The sequence below is a fragment of the Comamonas sp. C24C genome (assembly GCF_053345995.1).
Genome location: NZ_JBKFBC010000014.1, coordinates 31,415 through 47,871, shown reverse-complemented (window position 1 = coordinate 47,871; position 16,457 = coordinate 31,415). Strand labels below are relative to the sequence as shown.

The 16,457-nt window shown below is 62.9% G+C and carries 14 protein-coding genes; 8 read left to right on the top strand and 6 right to left on the bottom strand.

Annotated elements, in window-relative coordinates:
- Window positions 1-98 precede the first annotated feature (98 nt).
- Both tgt and ACLBXN_RS21650 read left to right on the top strand, forming a co-directional pair.
- Window positions 99-1,271: a tRNA guanosine(34) transglycosylase Tgt gene (gene tgt, locus ACLBXN_RS21655; protein ID WP_043007918.1), complete on the top strand. Its 1,173-nt coding sequence runs from the start codon at window positions 99-101 to the stop codon at window positions 1,269-1,271.
- 269 nt (window positions 1,272-1,540) lie between these two features.
- Window positions 1,541-2,962, top strand: a complete 1,422-nt coding sequence (locus ACLBXN_RS21650) for a diguanylate cyclase (protein WP_447613527.1) — start codon at window positions 1,541-1,543, stop codon at window positions 2,960-2,962.
- A 48-nt stretch (window positions 2,963-3,010) separates the two neighbouring features.
- Here the strand turns inward: ACLBXN_RS21650 and ACLBXN_RS21645 are convergent, their stop codons facing one another.
- From ACLBXN_RS21645 to ACLBXN_RS21635, 3 genes are all read right to left on the bottom strand, one after another.
- Window positions 3,011-4,111: a serine endopeptidase gene (locus ACLBXN_RS21645; protein ID WP_447613526.1), complete on the bottom strand. Its 1,101-nt coding sequence runs from the start codon at window positions 4,109-4,111 to the stop codon at window positions 3,011-3,013.
- A gap of 70 nt (window positions 4,112-4,181) precedes the next feature.
- Complete coding sequence (locus ACLBXN_RS21640) at window positions 4,182-5,039, bottom strand: DUF2145 domain-containing protein (RefSeq protein ID WP_043370652.1); 858 nt, start codon at window positions 5,037-5,039, stop codon at window positions 4,182-4,184.
- A 21-nt stretch (window positions 5,040-5,060) separates the two neighbouring features.
- A complete protein-coding gene (locus tag ACLBXN_RS21635) occupies window positions 5,061-5,567 on the bottom strand; it encodes a hypothetical protein (RefSeq protein WP_447613525.1) in 507 nt (168 codons plus the stop codon).
- A gap of 187 nt (window positions 5,568-5,754) precedes the next feature.
- Between ACLBXN_RS21635 and ACLBXN_RS21630 the strand changes: the two genes are divergently transcribed.
- Complete coding sequence (locus ACLBXN_RS21630; RefSeq protein WP_447613524.1) at window positions 5,755-6,528, top strand: DUF3047 domain-containing protein; 774 nt, start codon at window positions 5,755-5,757, stop codon at window positions 6,526-6,528.
- A 10-nt stretch (window positions 6,529-6,538) separates the two neighbouring features.
- Here the strand turns inward: ACLBXN_RS21630 and ACLBXN_RS21625 are convergent, their stop codons facing one another.
- The gene (locus ACLBXN_RS21625; RefSeq protein ID WP_447613523.1) at window positions 6,539-8,491 is read right to left on the bottom strand and encodes an MFS transporter; all 1,953 of its coding nucleotides are present in this window, start codon (window positions 8,489-8,491) and stop codon (window positions 6,539-6,541) included.
- 105 nt (window positions 8,492-8,596) lie between these two features.
- On the bottom strand, window positions 8,597-9,397 hold the full coding sequence (locus tag ACLBXN_RS21620; protein ID WP_447613522.1) for a hypothetical protein: 801 nt from the start codon (window positions 9,395-9,397) through the stop codon (window positions 8,597-8,599).
- Window positions 9,398-9,507: 110 nt separating this feature from the next.
- Here ACLBXN_RS21620 and ACLBXN_RS21615 point away from each other — a divergent pair, with 110 nt between their 5' ends.
- The 5 genes from ACLBXN_RS21615 to ACLBXN_RS21595 all read left to right on the top strand — a co-directional run bounded on the left by ACLBXN_RS21615 (window position 9,508) and on the right by ACLBXN_RS21595 (window position 14,910).
- Entirely contained in the window at window positions 9,508-10,239 is a 732-nt protein-coding gene (locus ACLBXN_RS21615) for a helix-turn-helix domain-containing protein (protein ID WP_447613521.1), read from the top strand.
- 200 nt (window positions 10,240-10,439) lie between these two features.
- Window positions 10,440-10,844 (top strand): YXWGXW repeat-containing protein, encoded by a 405-nt coding sequence (locus ACLBXN_RS21610; protein WP_447613520.1) that lies wholly within the window; start codon window positions 10,440-10,442, stop codon window positions 10,842-10,844.
- A gap of 209 nt (window positions 10,845-11,053) precedes the next feature.
- A complete protein-coding gene (locus tag ACLBXN_RS21605; protein WP_447613519.1) occupies window positions 11,054-12,064 on the top strand; it encodes a Bug family tripartite tricarboxylate transporter substrate binding protein in 1,011 nt (336 codons plus the stop codon).
- A gap of 212 nt (window positions 12,065-12,276) precedes the next feature.
- Window positions 12,277-13,740, top strand: a complete 1,464-nt coding sequence (locus ACLBXN_RS21600; protein ID WP_447613518.1) for an NAD(P)-binding domain-containing protein — start codon at window positions 12,277-12,279, stop codon at window positions 13,738-13,740.
- A gap of 15 nt (window positions 13,741-13,755) precedes the next feature.
- Window positions 13,756-14,910 carry a CMD domain-containing protein gene (locus tag ACLBXN_RS21595; protein WP_447613517.1) on the top strand — a complete coding sequence of 385 codons (1,155 nt, stop codon included), beginning with the start codon at window positions 13,756-13,758 and terminating at the stop codon, window positions 14,908-14,910.
- Window positions 14,911-15,150: 240 nt separating this feature from the next.
- Here the strand turns inward: ACLBXN_RS21595 and ACLBXN_RS21590 are convergent, their stop codons facing one another.
- Complete coding sequence (locus tag ACLBXN_RS21590; protein WP_211459796.1) at window positions 15,151-16,401, bottom strand: FIST signal transduction protein; 1,251 nt, start codon at window positions 16,399-16,401, stop codon at window positions 15,151-15,153.
- Window positions 16,402-16,457: the final 56 nt, after the last annotated feature.

Genomic DNA, 16,457 nt, shown 5'->3' with positions numbered 1-16,457 from the left:
CACCAGTGTAGGGCCAGGCAGCAAAGACGGGTTACGAATCTGGGCCAAGCATCGGCTATTGCAGCAGTGCTTGCAAGCATCTGGGAAAATAGCGGACTATGCTGCAGTTTGACCTTCTCAAGACCGACCCGAACAGCCACGCGCGCCGTGGCACCTTGACGCTTAACCACGGCAAGGTTCAGACCCCCATCTTCATGCCCGTGGGCACCTATGGCACCGTCAAGGGCGTGATGCCGCGCAGCCTCGAAGAAATGGGCGCGCAGATCATCCTGGGCAATACCTTCCACCTGTGGATGCGTCCCGGCCTGGACATCATGAAGTCCTTCGGCGGTCTGCATGACTTCGAGAAGTGGGACAAGCCCATCCTGACCGACTCGGGGGGCTTCCAGGTCTGGTCGCTGGGCGCCATGCGCAAGATCACCGAAGAAGGCGTGCATTTCCAGAGTCCCGTGAACGGCGACAAGCTGTTCATGTCGCCCGAGGTCAGCATGCAGATCCAGACGATTCTGAATTCGGACATCGTCATGCAGCTCGACGAGTGCACGCCCTACGAGACCAACGGCAAGAAGACCACCGAGGCCGAAGCACGCAAGTCCATGGAGATGAGCCGTCGCTGGGCCAAGCGCTCCAAGGAGGAGTTCCAGCGCCTGGAGAACCCCAATGCCTTGTTCGGCATTGTGCAAGGCGGCATGTACACCAATCTGCGCGAGGAATCGCTGCAGGGACTGCTGGAAATCGATTTCCCAGGTTATGCCGTGGGCGGCGTCTCCGTGGGCGAGCCCAAGGACGAGATGCTGGAGATCATGGCCCACACGCCGCATCTGCTGCCCGCCAACAAGCCACGCTACCTGATGGGCGTGGGGACACCCGAAGACCTGGTGCAAGGCGTTGCCGACGGCGTGGACATGTTTGACTGCGTGATGCCTACCCGCAATGCACGCAACGGCACCATCTTCACGCGCTACGGCGATCTGAAGATCCGCAACGCCCGTCACAAGGTGGACCACCAGCCCATAGACACCACCTGCACCTGCCATGCCTGCGCCGGCAAGAGCGGCGTGAGCTGGGACGATGGCGGTCGCGACGGCTTCAGCCGCGCCTATCTGCACCATCTGGATCGCTGCGGCGAAATGCTGGGCCCCATGCTGACCACCATCCACAACCTGCACTACTACCTGAACCTGATGCAGGAAATCCGCAATGCGCTCGACGCGGGCACGTTTGCCGAGTTCCGCGCCCGCTTCAAGGCCGATCGCGCACGCGGGGTCTAAGCCTTCGACTCCATCTGCTGCAGCAGAACACAAAAAAGCCAGAGCCAGTCTCTGGCTTTTTTGCTTTCCGATTTCACCATTGAAACCTTCAATTGAAAAATTTCGTCAATTGCCCACTGCAATGCAGCGTAGGAGGCCGATTTTCTGTATGTTTTTGTTAAAACGTCAGCGCATTGGACGGCAACCACCGCCATCTTTGACGATTGACATCGAAATCCACCAATAACCACTGAAAAGCACGACACGAAACGCTCGCGGCATCTCCCTCCATGACCGAAGCTTCCTCACCCAAGCAAATGCCTTCGCTACAGACCACCGCCCCCCAGGCATGGACGGTCGCGCTCGCCCTTGGGTGCATGGTGTTCGTGGCGGCCTTGCTCGGTATCCTATGGCGTCCTCTGGGGTTTTTCTCGGCGATCTGGCCGGCCAACGCGCTCTTGCTGGGGGTGCTTCTGCACAAGCCTGGCTGGCTGCGTCCTGGCTCGATCCTGGCGGTCTCGGCAGGCTATATCGCTGCGGATCTGCTGACAGGCAGCAGGCTGGATGTCGCAGTCCTGCTGAGCATCGCCAATATGGCCGGCGTCGGAACGGCCTGGGCGCTGATGCACAGGCAAAGCCGCGCCACCTTGTTCATGCAACGCCAGTCTTCCGCCTTGGTGCTCTTTGTCGGCAGCGGCATGGGCGCACTGACAGCAGCAGTACTGGGCGGGCCGGTGGTGACTGCCGTGTTCGGAACACCGCACTGGCAGGCTTTCTCCATGTGGTTGAGCAGCGAATGGCTGAACTACATGACATTTTTGCCCATTGTTCTGGCATGGCCGACACGCAAGCAGCCTGCACCGAACTGGACCGAGCCCACCCCCATGCGCCGCGTCCTGCCTCTGCTGTCTGTCGTTGCACTGGAAGCCATCAGCTACTGGATCAAAGGCCCCGGTTCGCTGGCGTTCTCGCTGCCGGCTCTCATATGGTGCGCGCTGAGCTATCGCATCTTCAGCCTGACGCTGATCACGGCAGCACTCTGCCTGAGCAGCATCATCTTCATTTCGCTGGGCACGCTTGAATTCACACCCGCTCATTTTCTGGAGGCTTTGTCATTTCGCATGGGTCTGTGCATGCTGGTGCTTGGCCCGCTTGCGGTGGCAGGATCGCACATGGCCCGCAACGAGCTGATGCAAAAGCTCAGCCATGCCGTCAACCACGACTTTCTGACCGATATGCTGGCACGCGGTGCCTTCATGAAGCAGGGGCAAAGAATACTGGAGCGCTGCCGGCAGGATGGCCAGCCGTTTGCCATCCTCATGCTGGATCTGGACCATTTCAAGCAGATCAACGACAGCTTCGGCCATGCGGGAGGCGACCAATTGCTACGCAGCTTCTGCCAGACGCTGACCCAGGTGCTGCGCGCTCAGGACATCGTGGGCCGCATGGGAGGCGAGGAATTCGCCGTGGCTCTGCCCAAGGTGAATGCCGCCGCAGCGCAGGAGATTGCCAAGCGCATCAACCGCGCCATCCGGGAGCTGCGCGTTCCCATGGATGACCAGTTGATGAGCGCCACGGTCAGCATCGGCTTGGTCCATATCGACCGGCTGCAAGCGCATCAAAGCCTTGATCTGCTGCTGCAGGATGCCGACCAGGCTTTGTATGAGGCCAAGGCGGCCGGGCGCGACCGAGTCAGTTCACAGCTTTGCTGAGCGCGGCTCGCAGCCCTGCGTCCAGTAGCTGGACTGCCCGGCCGGCGCTCATCTGATCTCGTTCACCCCGGATGTTGGCTGAGCTGCTGGTGCCCCATCCAGGCGCGGCAGGATCTTGCCTGCCGCAGTGCCGCAGCTGTGGCAAAAGCGTGAGAACGCGCTCTTGCGGGTATTGCAGCTGCCGCAATGGTCGAACAGGCCGATGCCGCAGTGAGGGCAGAAGTCGATCTCGGTGTTCTTGAGATCCACCGGGCGCTCGCAGCCCGGGCACACATTCTTGGACAGCCGCTCCAGCGCCACGTCATAGCTCAGCTCTTCACGACGCTGCTCTTCGGGCAGAGACTCCTGCAGCTTCTGTTTTTCCAGATAGCGGTTGAGCGCAAGAATGGCATAGCGTCCCAGCAGAACCGTCACCACGATGCCCACGATGTAGCGCACATAGCCGCCGTAGTCAGGCAGATAGGGCACCAGCTCGACAAAGAAGGCGAACAGCGCGAAAAAGATGAAGCCCCAGACAAAAGGCCACCAGGTACTCTTGCGCTTCTTGGCGAACAGCCAGCCCGCCACGCCCAGCAGGGGCAGGGTAATGGCCAGACGGAACAGAAACACGCGCAGCTCGCTGGCGCGCATGGCGGCTTCATACTGGGGATAGGCCTGCTCGCGCAGGCTGCTCATCTCAGCTTCGGCGTTGGAGACGGCCTGATTCGCTTCCAGATGGGTCTGGGCTTCCTTTTCGCGCTCCTGGCGGGCCATGTCTTCGGCCTGCTTGAGCGCATCCAGCGCCTTGCTGCGCGCCACCAGCTCGGCATCCTGCTCCGGGCGCTCCGTAGCCCGACGGGTCGCCACCCAGTTGTCAAAGGTATCGCGCGCCGACTGATAGCGCGCGCGCTCGGCATCGAACTTGAGCTGGGCCCTGTCCAGGGCCTTCTGGGTGACGCCGGCCGTCTTCCGGGCCTGGTCGATTTGGGCCTGCACACGCTGTGCATCAGCCTCAGGAATAAAAGACTCGATCTCCAGCGAGCGATCGGGCTGCGGCAGGTTGCCCACCACCAGCCCACCCAGACCGATCAGGAAGAAGGCAAACACCAGCGCCACCAGCCAGAGGCCACGGCGAAACCATTTCTCGGGCAAACGCAGAGACTTGCTCATTTTCAATTACTCCAAAAACGTAGCGCCATGCGCATACTCAGCAAGGCCTTGAAGCCAAAAAGACTCATACTCATTGCACGGTACGCACGGCCGATGCCAGTTGCGTGCGCTGCAACCACTGGGTTACGGAGTCCACCGTCACCGTCTCTATGCGGCTGGCAAAGCGCTTTTCATTCGGATGATCGTCAAACGCGATATTGGCAGCCGTCATGCGCCCGCCCAGCCGCGAGAACGCGCGAATGATGAGCGCGCTGGGCTCGTAACCCTTGGCCTGCAGCCAGGCCTGGGCCTGTGCGCGATTCTGAATCGCCGCCGGCTCCATGGCCGCGGCCAGTGTCTCGGTTGCCCATTGGTTCGACTGCTGGTACTTGCTGCTCCAGACATAGCTGACCATGCTGTAGGGTTCGTTTTGCAGGCGCAGCACCGTGGGAGCGCTCAGGAACTTGAGCAAGGCCTGCTGCACCGCAGGTGTCGGGATCTGAATGGCGGCTTCGTAGCGCCACATATCGTCGAGAAAGAACTCGCCCAGGCCCTGGCGGTAGATATGACCGGATGCAGTTCCGCACTCATTGAGCTTGTGCGCCACGCGCCAGGGACCGGCGGGCGTTCTGTAAGCCCAGCCATAGTGCGAATACTTGAGATCGTATTTGCTCAAATCCTGTCCTTGCCGCGCCAGCAGCACGACCTGGGTGCCGTTCTTCTGAAACTCGGCATCCAGCGCCTTGGCGGTACGCGCAGCCAGATTCAGCCCCTTGGCCATGACATCGGCAGTCAGCGGCCGATCCTCACAGCTGCGGCCTGCCTGGGCCGAGCCTGCCCAGGCAATCAGCGCAGCGCCCAGCGCCAGCACCACAGGGCCGGGAATGGGCATGCCGGTGCGTTGAGCGGGTGCCATGGCGTGTACAACGTTTGTCGGTTCCTTGATCATGCGAGCCTCCTGCTTCTTGAGTTACAGACGCTCGTTGTGCATCAGCGCCTTGCCGATTTCGTTGGGGATGAAGGCCAGCACCTTGCCTGCCGTGGACAGAATCACGCCGGCCGCTGTGGCGCTGGTCTGCACCACCGTGCCCACACCGACCGACAGGGCGCCTGCGGCATGGCCAGAGACCTTGACCACCGCCGATGTGCCGTCGGCCACATTCTTGAGCACATAGGTCACGCCTGTGGCACTGCTCTCCACGGCCTCAACGATCACGGATGCGCCAGCGGCCGACAGAAACAGGGGTATTGCCACGACTTCCTCCGAAGCGCCACCCGATACCGCTGCAACCACCGATGCCACAGGCAGGGCCGACAGCACCAGAGAGGCTTCGCTCTGGGCGTGGACTGCGCTGCCGCCCAGCAAGGCAAAGGCCGCGCCCAGGGCGCACAGGCTGTTGCGAAGAGGACGGATAAAGGTCAAGACGTTGATCACAAATGGCTCCCGATGGTTGTTGAAATGAACCGCGATTTCCATGCGGCGACGAACGAATCATCCACGCGCCCGAAACTTTGGCCCTGTGTTTTGTCAAAATCAGCAATTGGCAGATCTTTCAGTATCTCAACCCGATACTTTCAGTCCGCTGCTGCCCCCGAACCGGTGGCAGTGTATGCATCCTGTCCGATTTCCGCGCCCACAACTTTTAAAAATCATCAGGCAATCCATGCGGTTTCACTCTCAGACCTTTGTCCAGCGCAAACCTTCGCCTTCGCGGATCTGGCTTGCGGCAGCGCTCGCCACCGTCATCTCCACCCTGGCTGTCCCTGGCCTGGCACAGGGCAGCGGTATTCCTGCTTTTTCGCAAATGCCGCCGGGCCCGCTGGGCGGACCCTGGCACTTCGCCACCCTGCCCAACAAGAACCCGACGGCCTTCAATGTGGTGGACCAGGATGGCGGGCATGTGCTGCGCGTGAGCACACATGACGCTTACGGCAATATGGTGCACACCCTCCACCAGGCTGCCGCGCCCGATCTGCAGCTTCAGTGGCGCTGGCGCGTGGATCAGCTGATCGACAGGGCCGATATCAAAACCAGGGCCGGCGACGATGCGGCGCTCAAGCTCTGCGTGTCCTTCGACTTTGACAAATCGCAGCTGAGCTTTGGCGAACGGGCCAAGCTGCGCCTGGGCAGAATCAGCACCGGCGAGGACATCCCGGCCGAGACCCTGTGCTATGTCTGGGACAACAAGCAGCCCGTGGGCACGGTCATGCACAACGCGTTCACGCATCGCATGCGTTACATCGTGCTGCAAAGCGGTGACGCACACAAAGGCCAGTGGGTGACGGAGCAGCGCCATCTCTCCTCCGACTACCAGCAGGCCTTTGGCGATGAGTCCCAGGCCATGCCCACCATCATCGGCGTCACCGTCTCGGCAGACTCGGACAACACCCATGGGGAAGGACTTGCCTACATGGGTGATATCCGGCTCGCGCCCTGATCATTCAGCCTCAACGCCGGAGCAATTCCGCCACGTTCTGCTGCAGCAGGGCCGGCGTGACTGCAGCAGCCGCTACGGGCTCGCCCACTTCCAGCCCCACGCGGTTGAACAGGCCGCGGCGCAGCGGCTTGACCATGGCCACATTCCTGCCGCCGCGCAACTCGATGCGGCTGAAGTAGGAGCCCCAGAGATTGGTCAGCGCCATGGGAATGACGGGAACCTGCAGGCCGTCGTCTCGAGCGTGGTCGAGAATCTTCATGATGCCGCCCTTGAAGGGCTGCAGCTGGCCGTCAGAGGTGATGCCGCCCTCGGGGAAGATGGCCAGCAGATCGCCCTCGCGCAGCACCTCTGCCGCGCGCGCGAACGCTGCTTCATAGGTCGCAGGATCCTCCTTGTGCGGTGCGATCGGGATCGCCTTGGCCAGCTTGAACAACCAGCCCAGCACCGGCGTCTGGAAGATGCGGTGATCCATCACGAAGTGAATGGGGCGTGGGCTGGCCGCCATGAGCAAGATGGCATCGACAAAGCTCACATGGTTGCAGACCAGCACGGCCGCGCCGTCGCGCGGAATATGCTCGTCGCCACGCACCTTGAAGCGGTAGACAAAGTGGGTGATGACCCAGGCCACAAAGCGCAGCAGATATTCGGGTACCAGCAGGAACACATAGAGCGCCACGATGGCGTTGGCAATGCCGGTGATCAGGAACACCTGGGGAATGCTGCAACCTGCGGCCAGCAGGGCTCCGGCCAGCACGGCCGAGGCGATCATGAACAGCGCGTTCAGGATATTGTTGGCCGCGATGATGCGTGCGCGGTGCGTGGGCTGGCTGCGCATCTGGATCAATGCATACATGGGCACGCTGTAAATGCCCGCCGATAGTGCCAGCAGGCCCAGGTCCAGCATCACGCGCCAGTGTTTGGCCTCTCCAAAAAAGGCGCTCACGCCCATCAGCTCGGAGGGCGGCAGCGCGCGCGTGGCGAAGAACAGATCAATCGCAAACACGCTCATGCCAATCGCGCCCAGCGGCACCAGGCCGATCTCCACCTGGCGACGGCTGAACACTTCGCACAGCAGCGAGCCAATGCCGATGCCCACCGAGAAGATCACCAGCAGCAACGATGCCACATGCTCGTCGCCATGCAGCACCTCCTTGGCAAAGCTGGGAAACTGCGAGAGAAACACCGCGCCGAAGAACCACATCCAGCTGATGCCGAGCAGCGAGCGAAACACCACGGGCTGCTGGCGCGCCAGCTGGAGGTTGCGCCAGGTTTCGGTGAACGGGTTCCAGTTGATGACCAGGCCCGGGTCGGTGGCCGGTGCATGAGGAATGAACTGCGCGCAGATGCGACCCACGACCGCAACGGCCACGCAGGCCATGGCGACCTGCATATGACCGACCTGCGGCACGGCAATCAGCAGGCCGCCAGCGACCTGACCCAGCAGGATGGCGACAAAAGTGCCCATTTCCACCATGCCATTACCGCCCGTGAGTTCACGGTCGTTGAGCACTTGGGGCAGATAGGCGAACTTGACGGGACCGAACAGCGTGGAGTGCAGTCCCATGAGGAACACGCACAGCAACAGCACCGGCACATTGGCCTGGATAAAGCCCCAGGCCGCGATCAGCATGATGCCGATTTCAAGATTCTTGACCAGGCGGAACATGCGGGTCTTGTCCCACTTGTCGGTCAGCTGGCCCGAAGTGGCCGAAAACAGCAGATAAGGCAGGGTGAACAGCGCACCGATCACCAGGCCCGCCATGGAAGGCGGCAGCCACGAGACGCTGAGCTGATAGGTAACCATCACCGTGAAGGCGAACTTGAAGAGATTGTCATTGCCCGCACCGGCAAACTGCGTCCAGAAAAACGGCGCAAAGCGGCGCTGGCCCAGCAGGGCAAACTGGTTGGGGTGGGCATGCTGCTGTGCAGCGGCGGCCGTATGCACGGTCGGCGTGGAATTCATGGATCTCTCCCTGTGGCGCTGCTGGCATTGTGCCAACTTGCCCGGATTTTTTTGTAGGTTTTATGCGGCTGACGCTTGTTGAGCATGCGCCAGCCGCTATGAATATTAGGACTCACGCCACTGCTGCAAGGCACGCAGCACAGGCCACGCGGCGGCGGCGGCCACCCAGTGCTTGAGGCTGTGCCCGGAGATTGCGTGCGCGGTCACGTCGAACACATCGCCATCCGACAGCTCCAGCAGCTTGGCCACGAGGTAAAGACCGATCACCCAGCCCAGCTCCACAGGCAGCGCATGACGACGCGGCGTAACAAAGGCCAGCCACAGGAGAACGAGCATGCCGCCGCCCTGCACCAGCACCCAGGGCAGCACATTGCTGGTCTGCGCCCAGACTGCCACGCTGACGGGCGCCGCCACCAGCAAGACCCCGGCAGTGATGCGGGCGCTGATGTCGTCAATGCGCGTCTGCACCGCCAGACCCAGCAAGCCGGCGAAAGCCAGGCTCATGCCCAGCCGGTCCCAGACCAGACTCGAATCCTGCGGCGCCCAGTGATACCAGGCCGAGCCCGCCCCCGAGCACAGCAGGCCCGCAAAGAACAGGGCGCACAGGGCACGCGCCGTGCCATTGAGCTTCTGATAGTCGGCGCGCCGCAGCGCAAACCCTCCCGCCATTCCGGCCAGCACAAACCCCAGATTGCTCAACACATCGGCCGCATGCGGCAGGCCCAGCCAGCCACGCTGGTCGGCAAAGGCGTGATAGTGCTCAGGCTGGGCCATGCCGGGCATCAGCAGAGCCAGCGTGAACAGCAAGGCCATGCCCCCGAACAAGGCAAAGCGCTGCTCCAGCGTGCCCGAGGTCTCGGGGCCCGTCATTTCCACGGTCGTGATCGATGAGGTATGCAGTTGCATGGCGCTTCCTTGTGTGAATGCCGCGCAGTATGGAAATCCGCCGAAGCGGCGGCATCGATCTTCTAAACTTGCGCCATATCGCTGCACTGCCAGTACTACCAACCGATACCATGAGCACGACCGCCGATCTCGTCACCGCCATCAAGAAAGAACTCAAGGCCGCGCAGATGACCTATGCCGACCTGGCCCAGTCCATAGGCATGGCCGAATCCAGCGTCAAGCGCATGCTGGCCAAAGGCGACATGCCGCTGTCGCGCATCGACGAGATCTGCCGCGCCCTGCACCTGGACTTTGCCGATCTGGCGCGCAATGTGGCCGACAGCCGGCCGCTGCTGCAGCAGATCACGCGCGAGCAGGAGATTGCCGTGGTTGCCGACCGCAAGCTGCTGCTCACGGCCATCTGCGTGCTCAGCCAGTGGACGCTGGAGCAGATCGTCGCCACCTACCGCATCAGCGAGACCGAGGGCATTGGCTGTCTGGCACAGCTGGACCGCATCGGCATCATCGAGCTGCGTCCCGGCAACCGCTACAAGCTGCGCCTGGCCAAGACCTTCCGCTGGCAGACCAACGGGCCGGTGATGGACTTCTTCCGCGAAAACGCCGTGCTGGACTACTTCGGCGGCACTTTTGCCGGCGAGGACGAGACCATGCTGCTGGTGCATGGCTCCATCGCCCCCAGCCTGGCCCCCAGCTTCGTGGAGCGCATCCAGCGCATCGGTCAGGACTTTTCGCAGCAACATCTGCAGGATCAGCGCCTGGGACCCAACAAGATCGAGGGCTACACCCTGGTGCTGGGCATGCGCAAATGGGAGCTACCCGCCTTTGCGGCCTTGCGTCGGTAGACATTCACTCCCAAATATGTAGCTAAATGCGCTTGCTACATCTGTGTAATCCGCCTGTTTTATACATTCTTCACCAAACAGACACACAAGATTGCAAGACTTCGCACAGCGGCAACCCACGGTTGACGCTGGCCTTCCAACATGGAGCCCAAGGGATGCCTGAACCTACAGACAGCCCGCTACCCATGAAGGAGGCGTATATGCTGACAATCCGCAACACCATCCACACCGTCGCTGCCGCAGGCGCACTCGCCCTGATGGGCTTTGCCGGTAGTGCACAGGCCCAAAACGCTTACTGGGCGGGTGCCAGCCAGGGCGCCTATGTGAACGTGCAGTTCAACGCACCTCCCCCCGTCCGCTATGAAGCCGTGCCCGCTCCGCGCCGTGGCTATGTCTGGGCCCCTGGTTACTGGGAGCCGCGCGGCCACCGCCATGTCTGGCGCGCCGGCCACTGGGTGCAGAACCGCCCCGGCTATGTGTACCGCCAGCCCACCTGGGTGCAGCACGGCAACCGCTGGGACTACCGCGCCAGCCGCTGGGACAGGGATGGTGACGGCGTGCCCAACCGCCATGACCGCAACCCCAACAATCCCTATCGTCGCTAAGAGCCTGTTGACGCTTTAAGCCTTGATCGCTCCCTCCGCTGGCCCTCCGAGTCATCACTTTCCAGCGGATTTCAGCCCATGTCTCGCAAGAGACCTGGGCTTTTTTGCATTAACCCCACAAGCTTAATGCTGCATAAGCATATAGAAGCAAATCATTAAATTACGGACACAATTCACAGCATTCAAGGTTCCTCTGGACAAGTCCCATCATGCGTTTGCTGCCCCGTTTCATCTCCGGTCTTGTTGCCACAACGGCGGCCGCCGCCCTGCTTCCCCTGGCCAGCCAGGCCGCCGATTCCGGTGCCGCCAGCTATCCGCACCAGCCCATCACCATGATCATGGGCTTCAACGCCGGTTCGGGTGTGGATGTGATCGGCCGCGTGGCACAGGAGCCGCTGGGCAAGATCCTGGGCCAGCCCGTGATCATTGACTACAAGAGCGGCGCCGCCGGCAATATCGGCAGCGAGTTTGTGGCCCGCGCCAAGCCCGATGGCTACACCATCTACTTCGGCACCGCCGCCACCCATGGCAGCAATGCCGCGCTGTACAAGAAACTGCCGTTCGACGTGGAGGCCGACTTTGTGCCCGTCGCACCGCTGGTGGACGTGGCCAATGTGCTGACCATCAATCCCAATGTGATCAACGTCAAGAACCTCAAGGAGTTCGTCGACGAGGTCAAGGCCCATCCCGGCAAGTACAACTACGCCTCCACCGGTAATGGCGCAGGCACCCATATGGCGTTTGCCGAGTTCAACTCGCGTCTGGGCCTGGACATGGTCCATGTGCCCTACAAGGGCGGCCCCGAAGCCATCACCTCGGTGCTGCGCGGCGAGACCTGCTGCATCATGAACCAGGTGCAGACCGTACTGAGCCACTACAAGGCCGGCAAGGTGCGCCTGCTGGGCGTGACCACGGCCAAGCCCGTAGAAGCCGTCAAGGAAGTGCCCACCATTGCCGCCAGCGGCCTGCCGGGCACCAAGGGCTTTAACAGCTCCATCTGGTTCGGCATCTTCGCGCCCAAGGGCACGGACCCGGTGATCATCAAGAAGCTCAACCTGGCGGTCAACGACGTGCTCAAGCAGCCCGAGGTGCGCGAGCGCTTTGTCTCCCAGGGCAACACCATCCGCGAAGAGACTCCCGAGCAGTTCAAGAAGACCGTGCATGAAGATCGCATCAAATGGGCCAAGGTGGTCAAGGATGCCAAAATCAGTATTGACTAACACCCCCTGAGCGGCCCTGCCGCTTCCCCCTCCCTCTACGCGCTGCGCGCTAAGGGAGAGGAACGACACCCTCGATGCGGGGCGGCGGGGCCGCCCAGGCCCTTCCTCGGTGTCTCTCACTTGGTCCTGCTTCGAGTTCAAGCAGTGTTAAGTTATCGGTGTTTGTTTGATGCGTCTGCGGCTCAAGCCTCAGGCGCTTTTGGGTTTTAGCTATGTCAATTTCACCTTCTACGACAGCCGCCACATCGGGGCTGGCAACGCTGGAAGAACGCCTGCGTGACGACTTCGTCACTCTGGGCTGGCCTGCCAAGGCCTGGATTCCCCCTTCCACCCGCAAGGGACTGCCGGTGCATGACGTGCTCGTCATCGGCGCCGGCCAGGCCGGTCTTGCGCTCAGCATGGCGCTGCAGCAGGTCGGCATCAAGCCTGTGCTGCTGGACAGGTCCGCGCCGGACTTCGAAGGCCCATGGGCCACCACGGCGCGCATGGAAACCCTGCGCTCGCCCAAGGAGCTGACCGGCCCCGCCATGGGAGTTGCAGCCCTGTCCTTCCGGGCCTGGTTCATCGCCCAGTTCGGTCTGGATGCCTGGACGGCACTGGACAAGATTCCGCGCCTGCAGTGGATGGACTATCTGCGCTGGTACCGCCGCGTGACCAACGCCGATGTGCGCAACGGCCATGAAGTCGTTGCAGTGCGCCCGCAGGCCGATGGCGTGGTGGAAGTCGATGTCAAGGCCAATGGCGTGATCGCCACCTGGCAGACCCGCCGCCTGGTGCTGGCCACGGGCCGCGACGGCCTGGGCGGCGCAACGGTTCCCGCCTTCATGCGGGGCGTGGACAGGAAGTTCTGGGCCCACTCCTCCGACGCCATGGACTACGCCACGCTGGCCGGCAAGCATGTGGGCGTGGTCGGTGCCGGGGCTTCGGCCATGGACAGCGCTGCAACAGCTCTCGAAAACGGCGCGGCCAGCGTGGACATGCTGATCCGCCGCCCGCAGCTGCCGCTGATCAACAAGTCCAAGGGCTCCGGCGTGCCCGGTCTGACCCACGGCCAGTATCTGCTGCCCGATGCGTGGAAATGGCGCATCCGCCACTACATCAACGCCCAGCAGGTGCCGCCCCCACACGGCAGCACGCTGCGCGTCTCGCGCCATGACAATGCCTTCTTCCACCTGGGCTGCGCGGTGCAGAGCGTGGAAAAAGCGGGCGACAAGCTGCAGGTGCAGACCTCGGCCGGCGTGTTCCTGCTGGATTTTCTGATCGTCTCCACGGGCTTTGCCATCGACTGGAGCCTGCGTCCCGAGTTTGCCGACATCGCGCCGCACGTGAAGCTGTGGAACAGCCGCTTCACGCCCGAGGCCGCCGATGAGGATGCCGAGTTGAGCGCATCGCCCGATCTGGGGCCGCTGTTCGAGTTCCAGGGCGAGCTACCCGGTCTCGACCGGATCCACTGCTTCTGCTACCCAGCTGCGCTCTCGCACGGCACGGTGTCGGGCGATATTCCCGCCATCAGCGACGGAGCACGCAAACTCGCACAAGGTCTGGCCTCGCTGTTCTATCTGAACGATATCGAGCAGCACTTCGACAAGCTCAAGGCCTATGCCGAGCCCGAACTGGACGGCACGGAATGGACCGCAGCCGACAGCGCTGCGCGCATCCGCCAGCTGCAACCCTGAATCAAGAGACTTCGCATGACAGACACCATCGACCGACTGGCCGGCCTCGAGCAAGGCAGCCCCACATTCACCACCCGCCACGAGCGCGAAAAAGTCGCTCTGGCCACCCAGGCTTGCGAAGACCTGCTGCTGGGCAATCAGCTGGACAGCGCGCTGACCCAGGCCGAGCGCCTGGTGCTGGCCGCCGAGCAGGCCCGCGTCAGCGGCGTGAGCACGCTGGAAGCCGAATACCGCAGCCGCGCCGAGGCCCTGGGCGACGCTATCACGCCCGAGCTGCGCGCCATCCTCGACCAGCCCGGCACCCAGACCGGCAATGCACGCCTGGACGCCATGCTGCACTTTGTGCGCACACTGGCCCTGAACCCGGCCCAGAGCGATCAGGCCGCGCTGCTGGCCATTCCGGCCGCGGGTCTGTCGCTCAACGACACCGTGCTGCTGGCCCAGCTGATCGGCTTTGTGGCCTATCAGGCCCGCCTTCTGGCGGGTGTGAAGGCCATGGCCGAGCTGGGCGGAGTGACCGAAGCGCCTGCCGCCCTGCCTGTCGATGCCGCACCCTTTGTCCACCCCGCCAACCTGCCGCCGCCCGGCGAGCCGCTGCGCCGCAACGGCTTCACCAGCGAGACGCTGGACTGGAAGGCCTGGCTGCAGGTGCTGGACCCCGGCACCGCCACGCCCGAGCAGCAGCATGTACTGGAAGTCAGCCACCCCAAGGCCAAGAGCATGGACTTCTACCTGCTGCTGGCCCGCCAGCCCCAGGTGCTGCTGGAGCGCTCCCAGGCCTTCAACGCCATCATGTATGCGCCCGGCGGCCTTTCCCGCGCCGAGCGTGAAGTGGCAGCCACGGCCGTCTCTCGCTCCAACGGCTGCGTGTACTGCGCATCGGTGCACGCTCAGCGTTTCGAGCAGCTGGCCAAGCGCAACGATGTGATGGCCCAGCTGTTTGACGAGCCCGACACTGCCGGCACCAATGCCCGCGAGCGCGCCATCATCCAGGCTTCGCTGACACTGACGCGTGCGCCGGGCAGCTTTGGCCCGAAGCAGCTGCAGCCACTGCGTGATGCAGGTCTGTCCGATCTGGAAATTCTGGACATGCTGCACTCGGCCGCACTGTTCGGCTGGGCCAATCGCCTGATGCTGAATTTGGGTGTGGAAATTTACGCCACCCTCTGAGGCGCTTTGCCTAGACGGCCCAGCGCCTTCCCCCTCTCTCTACGCGCTGCGCGCTACGGGAGGGGGACGACAGCGTCGCTGCGCGGCGGCGCTTGCTTGCTGTCACTGGTTTTAGGCCGTGCCGTTTTTGGCACGGCTTTTCTTTTTTGATAGCTGCTTACGCTGGTTAATTCATGACTTCAGAGTCAATTGAGTTTAAAAACCATTTGAATCAAGCGCTAGCAGCTATCAAATTTCAGGCTATTTGCCGGTAAACACCGTCAGCACGCCAGCCAGCTGATGCACATGCGCATCCATCAGCTGGGCCTCGGCCACCAGACCGATCAGGGGTACCGGCCCCAGCGCATGGCGCAGCAGCTTGAGCTCGGCATCGACGCCGCCAAACAGCTCGCTGCCCCGCCCCTTGCTGCTCACATAGATGGCACCGCGTACATGCTGCGGCACGGCCGCCTCGGCCATGGTTTCGGGACCGGCATCGGCAAAGTCGGGCTGCAGCGCATCCTTGAGGGCCGCGCCCATCTGCATCAGCTCATGGCGGGCCGCACTGCTCTGGCGCTGGCAGAAGATCACCGTGTGCTCGGCCTCCACGGGCGACGACAGCGCAATGCCCTGGCGCACCGGGTCCAGCCCCACGATATGCAGCACCTGGGCCTCGTCGGTCAGCGCGCCGCGCTCCAGACCCCGGCCCAGCGGTGCGATCGCCGCCTGGGTCTTGCGCAGCTGGGACAGCGCAGCCTGCCAGCCGCCGCCGGCGCTGGGGCTGGCTTCCACATCCAGCATCTGCAGCAGTCGGGGCAAGGCGGGCTCGCCTTCGAGCTCCAGCACCACCGGGCCCCTGGCCTCGGTAATCTCCAACCCCGCCCCCAAGGGCGCACAGCCCTGGGCCAGCCTGGAGATGCAGGCCACGTCGGCATCGAAGGCCACCCCCGAAAAGCCGGCATGAAAGATGCCGACGCTGGCCTGGGCACGCAAGCGGGGCAGGTCTTCGGCGCGGCAGGCAAACTGCATGCCCTGCTCGTTGCTGAGCGCCCCGAACAGGTTTCCCGAGCTGATGCGCTCGGACAGCTCCAGCAAAAGCTCTGCCAGATCGGGCTGGTCGATGCTGGAGTGGACCAGGGCCGAATGGGCTTCGAATCCGGCTTCGGCGCCGCTTTGCGCCAGCGGCGCCACACCGGAGTAGACGCGGTAATGGGCGGCCGGCAGGTCCAGCAGCATCACCGCCAGCGAGGAGCTTTCGGAATACTCATGCTCCATGGCCAGCACGGCATGACCGGAGCTGCCCACCCAGTCGGTGACCTGGGGCAGCTCGCGCGCCAGCAGCGCCAGCAATTGCTGCGCATGGGGCACCAGTCCCTGGGCGATATAGATCAGACCCAGGCGGTGCGGCTGCAACGACTGGCGCAGCAGTTGCTCGCGCAGTTGCAGCACGACTTGCTCTGCCGCAGCGCGCCAGTCTTCATGAGCGGCATGAGCGACGGGAAACAATGACATAAGCCCTCCTGTTCTTGCTGGGGCGTGGATGCCTTGCAAGCACGATTTTCCACCCT